Annotated in this window: 2 protein-coding genes; both read right to left on the bottom strand. The window is 55.5% G+C overall.

Going from position 1 to position 2,254, the window contains the following annotated elements:
* Positions 1-608: 608 nt before the first annotated feature.
* Positions 609-1,664 carry a cell division protein ZapE gene (gene zapE / locus Q0216_RS06585; RefSeq protein ID WP_298593914.1) on the bottom strand — a complete coding sequence of 352 codons (1,056 nt, stop codon included), beginning with the start codon at positions 1,662-1,664 and terminating at the stop codon, positions 609-611.
* A 406-nt stretch (positions 1,665-2,070) separates the two neighbouring features.
* The coding region (locus tag Q0216_RS06590; RefSeq protein ID WP_298593916.1) for a hypothetical protein at positions 2,071-2,254 on the bottom strand (184 nt) is incomplete at its 5' end.

Consider the following 2,254-nt stretch of genomic DNA (forward strand, 5'->3'; position numbering starts at 1 on the left):
CTTTGCCATCGCTAATGCGAAGGAAGCCTGCGCACTGCTCATAAGCCTTAGGCCCCCAATGAAAGTCCCTCCGAAAAGGAAGGGAAATTTCTGCGGGTAAGCGTATGCATTAAACCAGCCGTAGCCCTCAATGAAAGTCCCTCCGAAAAGGAAGGGAAATGCGGGCGGGGGTGGTGAGCTTGGGATACACCCAAAACCCTCAATGAAAGTCCCTCCGAAAAGGAAGGGAAATAGCTACCCGAAAATAGCCCGCAACCATGCGGCAGAAACGGGTGCTTCGCGAGAACCTCGCGGAGGCTACACGCAAAATTATACACTCCAACCACATCTACCCCCGCATAACTCCCTGGCAAGAGAAGAAACCATGCGAGCGACACGCCATGTTCCCGTCACGTACCAGGTTCTCGCTCACACAAAGACCCCCGCCGGGTGCTTCCTAAGCGACCCGGCGAGGGTCTTCACGTATGAGAGGGGTTGGCGCGGTTCAGGTAAACCAGACTAACCAAGCTAACCATGCAAACCGGGCGAGCTTCGAGTCTCACGGGACTAGAAAGAACAGCGCATCAAAACCCGAGCCGGCCAAAGCTCGGCCCCGGCGAACAGCGGAACTAGCGCTCCGCCTCCTCGCCGAGCATGCCCTCACGAGCCAACGCAGTCAAACGAGACACCGCACGGAAATACTTCTTCTGATAACCACCAGCCAGCATCTCCTCAGTAAACACCTTGTCAAAAGGCACACCCGAAGAAACGATCGGCAGGTCCTTGTCATACAGGCGGTCAGCCAACACCACAAAACGCAACGCCACCGACTGCTCAGTAATCGGGTGAACATCACGCCACGCAATACCATCCAGGCCATCAATCAGCTGACGGTAACGCGACGGGTGCACCTTCGCCAGATGCTCCACCAAGTCAGCGAAGTTATCAACGCCAACAGTCTGGCCGCCGAACACTTCCTCAACCTTCGCATCAAACTCGGCGTCTGATACAGGCTCCGGCGCAGCAGGCAGGCCACGGTGACGGAAATCCTCACCATCCACACGGTGCACCTCAAACTGCGAAGCAAGCACCTGAATCTCACGCTTAAAATCCTCAGCCGCGAAACGGCCCTCACCCAGCGCACCCGGCAGAGTGTTCGAGGTCGCCACAAGCTTCACGCCAGCATCCGCCAGCTCACGCATCAGACGAGACATGAGCACAGTATCACCCGGATCATCCAGCTCAAACTCGTCAATACACACCAGCTTGTAGCTGCTCAACGCCTCAACCGTCTTACGGAACGTCAACGCACCCACCAGGTTCGTGTACTCCACAAAAGTACCGAACGCCTTCGGGCCATCCACATAATGCCACAGCGACGCCAACAGGTGAGTCTTACCCACACCAAAACCGCCGTCAAGGTACAGGCCAGCCTTCGTCGAATCCTTCTTCTTGCCACCAAACAAGCGACCAAAGAAACCGGCACCAGCGCCGCCACCATTAATCTTGTCGCCAAAATCCTTCAGCTTCTGCACAGCCTCAGCCTGCGACGGCTGATTCGGATCAGGAATGTAGCTATCAAAAGACACTTCACCAAAACGCTCAGAGGGGCGGAAACCCGCCAGCAACTCATCAGCAGAAACGCGAGGGATGCGGTCGGTCAAGTGTACGGTCGTGGTGGGCACAAAAACTCTTTTCTTCAGTGACGGCGATGTGACTTCCGCTTTAAGTGTAGTACTGTCTAACACCCCGCGTGAGCCGCATGAGTTGCCCGCCACATTGCGGGCGTGAGGAGGGGTGTGGGCGGGGCGGTGGTGGAGTGCGGGGCCGCTCTGTTTTGCGTGGGCTGGGCAGGCCAGTGGCGTCCGAGCACGGAGGCTGAGGTGGAGTGTGTTTTGGGCAGGGTCTGCCTTGGGTGGGTGCAGTGTTCGATAGGTTAGTGTCTTCGCCGTGGGTTTTAAACCCGTTGCGAAGACAGTAACCTATCGAAACGGCCAGTTACCCGCCGCCGGTGAAAACTCAATAATGACCTAGCAATTTCAGTCATGACTTAGCGTCTTTGGCAATGGTTAAAACCCCAGCCTGAAGTCACTAACTCATGGTCGAAGTCCGTAACTCATGACCAAATTTCCGCAGGTACGGTGCCTCCACGGGCGCAGAGATATTTGATGCATAAAGCAATGAAATATCCGAATAGTGATGTTTCGTTGCTATAGCACCCAAAAGAATGCAAACGACGGCAAACATGCGGTAGGGTGGTAACTGTAGTGTTCCA

The organism is uncultured Rothia sp., from assembly GCF_937976295.1.
Classification (GTDB): domain Bacteria; phylum Actinomycetota; class Actinomycetes; order Actinomycetales; family Micrococcaceae; genus Rothia.